This window comes from Streptomyces sp. NPDC056224, assembly GCF_042267665.1.
Classification (GTDB): domain Bacteria; phylum Actinomycetota; class Actinomycetes; order Streptomycetales; family Streptomycetaceae; genus Streptomyces.
This window is the reverse complement of record NZ_JBHJTK010000003.1, coordinates 363,750-370,743: the sequence shown is the minus strand read 5'-3', so window position 1 is coordinate 370,743 and position 6,994 is coordinate 363,750. Positions and strand designations below refer to the sequence as shown.

General features: G+C 71.0%; 9 protein-coding genes. 3 read left to right on the top strand and 6 right to left on the bottom strand.

Annotated elements, in window-relative coordinates; genetic code table 11:
• Window positions 1-49: 49 nt before the first annotated feature.
• A complete protein-coding gene (gene racA, locus ACFCZ1_RS07295; protein WP_376677390.1) occupies window positions 50-517 on the top strand; it encodes a chromosome-anchoring protein RacA in 468 nt (155 codons plus the stop codon).
• 28 nt (window positions 518-545) lie between these two features.
• Here racA and pqqB read toward each other — a convergent pair whose 3' ends face one another.
• From pqqB to pqqA, 5 genes are all read right to left on the bottom strand, one after another.
• Window positions 546-1,457: a pyrroloquinoline quinone biosynthesis protein PqqB gene (gene pqqB, locus ACFCZ1_RS07290; RefSeq protein ID WP_376677389.1), complete on the bottom strand. Its 912-nt coding sequence runs from the start codon at window positions 1,455-1,457 to the stop codon at window positions 546-548.
• Window positions 1,454-2,575, bottom strand: coding sequence for a pyrroloquinoline quinone biosynthesis protein PqqE (gene pqqE, locus ACFCZ1_RS07285; RefSeq protein ID WP_376677388.1), 1,122 nt, complete (start codon window positions 2,573-2,575; stop codon window positions 1,454-1,456). Before pqqE ends, pqqB begins: the two co-directional genes overlap by 4 nt.
• Window positions 2,566-2,820, bottom strand: a complete 255-nt coding sequence (gene pqqD / locus ACFCZ1_RS07280; RefSeq protein ID WP_376677387.1) for a pyrroloquinoline quinone biosynthesis peptide chaperone PqqD — start codon at window positions 2,818-2,820, stop codon at window positions 2,566-2,568. The genes pqqE and pqqD overlap by 10 nt, the downstream gene beginning before the upstream one ends.
• Before the next feature lie 82 nt (window positions 2,821-2,902).
• A complete protein-coding gene (gene pqqC / locus ACFCZ1_RS07275; protein WP_376677386.1) occupies window positions 2,903-3,598 on the bottom strand; it encodes a pyrroloquinoline-quinone synthase PqqC in 696 nt (231 codons plus the stop codon).
• A gap of 58 nt (window positions 3,599-3,656) precedes the next feature.
• Window positions 3,657-3,761: a pyrroloquinoline quinone precursor peptide PqqA gene (pqqA, locus tag ACFCZ1_RS07270; protein WP_376677385.1), complete on the bottom strand. Its 105-nt coding sequence runs from the start codon at window positions 3,759-3,761 to the stop codon at window positions 3,657-3,659.
• Between the two features lie 262 nt (window positions 3,762-4,023).
• Between pqqA and ACFCZ1_RS07265 the strand changes: the two genes are divergently transcribed.
• Both ACFCZ1_RS07265 and ACFCZ1_RS07260 read left to right on the top strand, forming a co-directional pair.
• Window positions 4,024-4,926, top strand: a complete 903-nt coding sequence (locus ACFCZ1_RS07265; RefSeq protein ID WP_376677384.1) for an ion transporter — start codon at window positions 4,024-4,026, stop codon at window positions 4,924-4,926.
• Between the two features lie 303 nt (window positions 4,927-5,229).
• Window positions 5,230-6,195 carry a trypsin-like serine peptidase gene (locus tag ACFCZ1_RS07260; RefSeq protein WP_376677383.1) on the top strand — a complete coding sequence of 322 codons (966 nt, stop codon included), beginning with the start codon at window positions 5,230-5,232 and terminating at the stop codon, window positions 6,193-6,195.
• On the opposite strand, the gene ACFCZ1_RS07255 is transcribed toward ACFCZ1_RS07260, so the two are convergent.
• Window positions 6,192-6,989, bottom strand: a complete 798-nt coding sequence (locus ACFCZ1_RS07255) for a hypothetical protein (RefSeq protein ID WP_376677382.1) — start codon at window positions 6,987-6,989, stop codon at window positions 6,192-6,194. The two genes, ACFCZ1_RS07260 and ACFCZ1_RS07255, sit on opposite strands and share 4 nt — an antisense overlap.
• Between the last annotated feature and the right edge of the window lie 5 nt (window positions 6,990-6,994).

The following is a 6,994-nucleotide window of genomic DNA, read 5'->3' as shown; positions in this document are numbered from 1 at the left end:
TCCTTAAAGAGAATGGTACTTGTAATTGAAAAAAGGGAGGGCATTTGGTTTGAATACAAATGAGGTTGCAAAGGAAATTGGTGTTTCTTCAAAGACGATTCAGCGTTGGGTCAAACAGCTCAACATCCCTGTCGCCCGGAATGAACTTGGACATTATGAATTTCATGAAGATATTGTACAGCTGCTCAAAGAGGTCAAACACCAAATGAGTGAAGGTGTGATCCTCCAAGATATTCAACTGCCAATCCATAAGGAAACCGTTCGTCAATCAGCACCTGCCGTCGAAGCTGATATCTCTATACAGCGGATTGAAGCATTAGAAAAACAAGTGAAAGCGCTCATTCAGCAGCAATTACACGTCACTGATGTAGAAGACCGCCTGCAAGAGCTTGAACGGAAATTGGCTAAAAAAGCAGATGAAGGTGTATCGTATCAGCTGCTTCAGCACCGCAGAGAAATTGAAGACTTATCCACTAAATTTGACCCTTCGCCGTGTGACCCCGTGTTGCCCGTGTGACCCCGTGTGACCCCGGAGCCCGACGGCCTCAGAGCTCCACGCGCGTCCCGTCCGGCGGGATCTCCGCGCCCGACGCGCACACCTCGCGGTGGGCCCCGGAGCGCGGATCGGCCATCGGGTTGGTGTTGTTGAGGTGGGTGTACGCCCACCGGGTGCCCGGCCGCCCGGCACGCAGCCGCCGGACGTGCGCCAGGCTCCCGCCCTCCCCGGTCACCGGCAGGTGTCCCATCGCCGCCTGCGCTCCGGTCGCCCCGGCCGAACCCGTGGCCCCACCGAACTCCCGCGTCGAGTGGAACGTACCGTCGAGCAGGACGTAACCGGCCCCGGCGGTGAACTCGTCGAAGCCGGGCGGCCAGGTGGCCAGGCACGGCGCGTACACGAGGGCGCCGCCCGTGGCCGGGTCCTCGAAGCGGTACGCGACCACCCACGGGCCGTCCCCCGGCCCGTCCGCGGGCAGCGAGCGCGCGTACTTGGGGCGTTTGGCGCCGACCGCGAAGGCGCTGACCCGCAGCCCGCCGACGTCCTGCTCCTCGCCGACGGCCGTCTCGGACCACTCCCAGCCGCTGTAGCCGCCGAGGATCCCCCGCACCGGGAAGGCCTCGTCCAGCGCCCCGAGCACCGTCGGCGGCGCCCACACGCGCAGCCCGGCCCCCTCGCGGAGCATCATCAGGCCCAGCGTGTGGTCGATCTCGGCGTCCGTGAGCAGCACGCCCCGTACCGGCGTGTCGCGCGGCCCGGGGCCCGCGGCGAGCTCGGGGGTGGCGAGGATCTGCGCGCGGATGTCGGGCGAGGCGTTGACCAGGTACCACCCCACCCCGTCGGCGCTGACGGCGAGCCCGTCCTGGCCCCGCGCGGGCGCACCCGACGTACAGACCGGGCAGGCGCAGTTCCACTGCGGGCAGCCGCCCCCGGCGGCGGTGCCGAGCAGGACGGCCCTCATCGGCGTCCCACCACCGGTCCGCGCATCACGAGCTCGGGAGGGTTCGGCGAGATGCCCGCCAGCAGCAGGTCCACGGTGCCCCGCTGATCCGAACGCGAGCAGACCGGGTCGGTGGCCGCGGCGTCCCCGGTCAGCAGGAAGGCCTGGCAGCGGCAGCCCCCGTGGTCGACGGAGCGCCGGTCGCAGCTGCGGCACAGGTCGGGCATCCACTCCTCGCCGCGGTAGGCGTTGAAGGAGCCGGACTCGTACCAGATCTCGGCCAGCGGCTTCTCGGTGACGTTGTCGAGCTCCAGGGTGGTGATCGCGCCGGCCGCGGGGCAGGGCAGCACGGCGCCGTCGGGGGCGACCGTGAGCTGGATCGCCCCCCACCCGTGCATGCACGGCTTGGGGTACGGCTCGTAGTAGTCGGCGAGCACGTACACGATCTCCATCGTGCCCTTCAGCCGCTCCATGGCCTCCCGCACGACCGGCTCGGCCGCCGCCAGCTGCTCGCGGGTGGGCATCAGAGCCTCCCGGTTGCGCAGCGCCCAGCCGTAGTACTGGGTGTTGGCGAGCTCCAGCCGGTCCGCGCCCATGCGCTCGGCCAGGTCGATGAAGCCCGCCACCTGGTCGTGGTTGGCGCGGTGCAGTACGGCGTTGACGGTGAGCGGAAGGCCGTGCTTGCGGACCAGCGCGGCGGCGGCGATCTTGTGGTGGTGGGCCTTGGCCCCCGCGAGCCGGTCGGCGCGCGCGGCGTCGGCGCCCTGCACCGACAGCTGTACGTTGTCCAGCCCGCGCTCGACCAGGTCCGCGAGCCGCGCCTCGGTGAGGCCGAGGCCGCTGGTGACGAGGTTGACGTAGCAGCCGAGGCCGCTGACGTGCGAGACGATCTCGGGCAGGTCGGGGCGGGCGAGCGGCTCTCCGCCGGACAGGTGCACCTGCAGCACGCCGATCTCGCGCGCCTGGGTGAACACCTCGAGCCACTGACCGGTGGTCAGCTCACGCTCGCGCTCGATGAGTTCCAGCGGGTTGGAGCAGTACGCGCAGTGCAGCGGGCAGCGGTGGGTGAGCTCCGCGAGCAGCCCGAGCGGCGGAGCCGCGCCGGGGCTGCCCGGGCAGGCGGCGGTGGTCAGATCCATCGCACGACGCCCTTCTCGGACAGCCGCTCCAGGACGGTGCCGACCTCCGTCTCGCGGACGCCCGCGTACCGGGCGCCCAGCGCCTCGGTGATCTGCGGCACCGTCGTGGCCCCGTCGCAGAGTTCGAGTACCGAGACGGCCGTCCCGTTGGGCACGAGCACCCCTTCCGGGTGGAGCACGACATGGGTCTGCCGCGTGTTGTCGTAGATGAGCCGCACTCCGCGGCCGAGCACGGGCCGGTCCACGGCCACTCCTTCTTGCAGGTCCGGTGGCAACTGGTCGCTGACTACTGGTCGGTGACTACGGTCGCTGACTACGGGTCGCTGACTACTGGTCGGTGGCTGCGGCGCGTTCGACGGCGTCCAGCATCTGCCACAGCACGTCGCACTTGAACGCGAGCGCGGCGACGGCCGCGTCCTGCTGCTCGCGCGTCGTGCAGTGCCGGACGACGATGTCCAGGGTGCCCTTGCCCTCGCCGGACACGGCTTCGATGCGGTCCGTGAAGTAGGCCAGGTGCTCCGGGCGGATCCAGTCGTAGTGCGCGAGCATGTCCGCGACCCTGCGGGTCATCAGGTGCCCGGCGAACATCTCGGTGAGCCCGGAGGCGATGGCTTCGGCCCAGGGCCGGGTCCGGGCGAAGTTCACGTACGCGTCGACCGCGAAACGAACCCCGGGGACCACGTGCCGCTCGTCCACGACCTCCTCGCGGCTCAGACCCACGGCCTCGCACAGCCGCAGCCAGCGCGCGATGCCGCCCTCGTCGTCCGGGGTCCCGTCGTGGTAGGCCAGCCGGTCCACCCAGGCCCGCCGGATCTCGGGGAGCGGGCAGTTGCTGATGATCGCCGCGTCCTTCTGCGGCAGCATCCGCTGGTAGTACCAGCGATTGGCGGCCCACAGCTGCAGGGCCCGCCGGTCGAGCTCGCCTTCGTGCAGCCGCCGGTGGAAGGGGTGGCCGCCCCAGTAGGAGGAGGACAACGCGCGCAGCGCGCCGATGAACTCGGTCTCGTCCAGTATTGCCGTCATATGTTCTCCCGCCACGGCGGGAGCCGGTCGCCCGGACTCCCGCCCGCCGACAGTCGGTTCACTTCTCCAGACGTGCGGCGTACGCGGTGACCTCGAAGGCCGTCTCGTACGCGATGAAGTCCGGGGTGGTCCACGCCTCGGGGGTCTCCTTGACCTCGGCCATGGGGGTGCTCCTTCGCTCGGTGCCCATCGGTTTCCGGCAGGAACCTACGGCCTGGCCCGGTCGCCGCAGATCCCCTAGCCGCCCCTAATCCCGGACATTCACCCCTGCGGGCCGCTCCCGGGGACCTGGGCACAGTCGTGCGCAGCTCGCACAGCTCGCCGGTGACACCAGGGTGAAACCCGAACGGATGTGGGGCGTTAGAAGGACGGACCGCCGCGCCCCGCCGGGCGTGGCCTGCGGTGATACGAGTACGAGGAGCAAGATGAGAGTCCCGATGCCGGCCGGGCGCGGCCGCGTGAAGCTGGCGGCCGGATGCCGGGTGGCCACGGAGGCCCCCGCCTTCGGGCTGGCCGTCTTCTGCGTGATCCTGCTCAACGCGGCGCTGATGGGGGTGGAGACCTACAGCGGGCTGGCCGTGGAGTACCGGCAGGTGCTCGGGGCCGCGGAGGACGGCTGCCTCGTCCTGTTCACGGTGGAGATGCTGCTGCGCGTGGGCGCGCACGCGGACAAGCCGAAAGCATTCTTCCGCGACCCGTGGAACCTCTTCGACCTCGCGATCGTGGCCTCCGCCTTCGTCCCCATGGTCCGCGAGAACACCACGCTGCTGCGGATGCTGCGGCTGGCCCGCGTCCTTCGCACGGCGCGGTTCCTGCCGCACCTGCGCATCCTGCTGATCGCCGTCGGCCGCAGCCTGCCGGGCACCGCCAGCTTCCTGTTCGTCGGCGCGCTGGTGCTGTACGTGTACGCCATGGTCGGCTGGGTCTGCTTCGCCGACTCCGACCCCCAGCACTACGGCTCAGTGGGACGTGCCGCCCTCACCCTGTTCCTGCTGACCACGCTCGACGGCCTCACCGACGCCGTCCGCGCGGGGCTGCAGATCTCCCGTCTCAGCATCGTCTACTACGCCTCCTACGCCCTGCTGGCCTCCTTCGTGCTGGTGAACGTGCTCATCGGTGTCGTCCTCAACTCGCTGGACGAGGCCCGGGAGATGGAGGCGGAGGCCGGCCGCGTTCCGGCGCCGGCCCCGGACCCGGACGCGGGCGGGCAGGACGTCAAGGAGCGGATCGCCACCGCCCGCCGCGCGCTGGACGAGATCGAGGCGTGCCTCGCCGCGACGCACACCCCGCCGGCCCGGCAGCTGGAGGCCTCCCACACCGGTTCCTGAGCGCTTGGCGGGCGCGGCTCGGCCGGGGGGACGACCCGCGCCGCTGTGCGCCGCTCCGGCCGTGGCCGTGACGGTGCCCGGTGCCCGGTGCGCGCCCGCCGTCCGTTCGCGCCGTCTCATGCTTCCGGCTCATGTGGCTTGCAGCGCAGGCGAGTTGGATGACATCCGGACGACCGGGAAGCGGCGCGGGGGCGACGGCCGGGAGCCGCTGTGAGCACCGCCACGTCCGGATTTCGGAACCCGAGCCGCCGATCTCCCCATCGAACGGAGCGTCGGAGGCGTAGGCGGGGCGGGGAGTGCCACATGTTCAGCAAGGTTCACGGGCGGGCCGTACGGGCCTCCGTGTCCGTCGGCGTCCTCGGCGCGCTGGTCGTGGGGGCCGGGTACGTGTGGGAGCTGCGCGGCGTCGCCGCCCACCGCGCGGACGGGGATGCCGCGCAGGGCGTCTACCAGCAGGATCCCGAGCGCGCCGACCGGACGGCGGCCGCCGTGCTGGACGGCATGGTGCACGAGGCTCCGGATGCTCCGGCGGACGGCAAGGCCTTCGCCGGCAGCGGGCCCGCGGTGCGCTGGAGGTCGGCCGGGTGGAAGCCCTCGGACCCCCTGGAGGCCCGGCCGGCGAACCCCGAGCCCATCGTGGGAGCGCTCTTCTCCCCCGGCGACGACGGCGACCCCGACCATCACTGCTCGGGCGTGGTGGTCCACTCCCAGGGCGGCGACCTCATCGCCACCGCCGCCCACTGCGTGTACACGGGCGGCTTCCGCACGAATCTGGCCTTCGCCCCGGGCTACTCGGACGGCGCGGCTCCGTACGGGGTCTGGGTGCCGACCCGGATCGACGTGGACCCCCGTTGGACCGAGGACCAGGACCCCGACCACGACGTCGCCTTCGTCCGGTTGCGCCGGCCCGGGTACCCCGGCCGGCGCCTGGAGGACGTCACCGGCGCCGCGGAGATCGGTTTCCGGCCCGAACTGCCCGCGCCCGCCCGGCTCGTGGGCTATCCGAACACCTCCGAGCAGCCGCTGGACTGCCGCAACACCGCCCGGGCCGCCGGGCCGACGCAGTTGCGCCTCGACTGCGCGGACGTACCCAACGGCACGAGCGGCGGCCCGGTGTTGACCGACGGGCAGACACTGATCGGGGTGATCGGCGGACTCGATGGCGGGGGCGACGACGAGACCTCGTACAGCAGCTACTTCGGCGACGGGGTCCGGGCCCTGTACGAGCGCGCCACGACGTCGCGCAGTACCCCGGGCGGCGGGCTCTAGCGGGCGTACGGGCCGAGGCCGACCAGGCAGTAGACGTACTCGCTGATGACCCTGCCGTTGATGGTGTAGCGGTGGGAGAACGCGTACTGGGTCTTGGGGTTGTCGTTGCAGCGGTCCAGGTCCGACGTGAAGGGGATGCTCTGGACCACTCGGTAGTGGGCGTCGGACGCCGAACAGGAGACCTCGTCGATGTCGTCGACCCGCTGGGCCGTCGTCGAGTCCGGCAGGCTCCCGTTGAGGCAGGTGCCGCGGTCGTACGGGGTGGGCTCCGAGCTGGGAGAGGCGGGGCCGGGCTCCGGGAGGGCAGCCCGGCTGGACGGGGCGACGGGCTCGGTGCTCCAGGGACTCGGCGAGACGGTGGGCGTCGCGCCCGCCGACGCGGTGGACTCCACCGAGGAGGAGGCCGAGGAGGAGGCCGAGGAGGAGGCGGAGGACACCTTGCCGTCGCCGTCGTCCCCGCCGCTCTGCACGAGGACGATGCCGATGACCAGCACCACCAGGGCCGCCAGCGCCACCAGGCAGCCGCGGCCGCCCTGAGTGGGGGCCGCTGCGGACCGGGACGCGCCCGGAGCCCCTTCCCCTCCCCCTGATCCGGCTCCGGCTCCGGCTCCGGCTCCGGCCACCCGGATGCGCAGCAGCACCTCGGCGTCCCCGATCCGGGTCCGGACGAGGTCTCCGTCCCGGGTGTGCGGGATACGGACACGCGTCGGGCCGGCCGGCAGCTGGACGGTGAGGATCACACCGTGAGCCGCCTGCTGCGGGGTGAGCTGGATGGGGATCTCCTGCGAAGACACCGGCT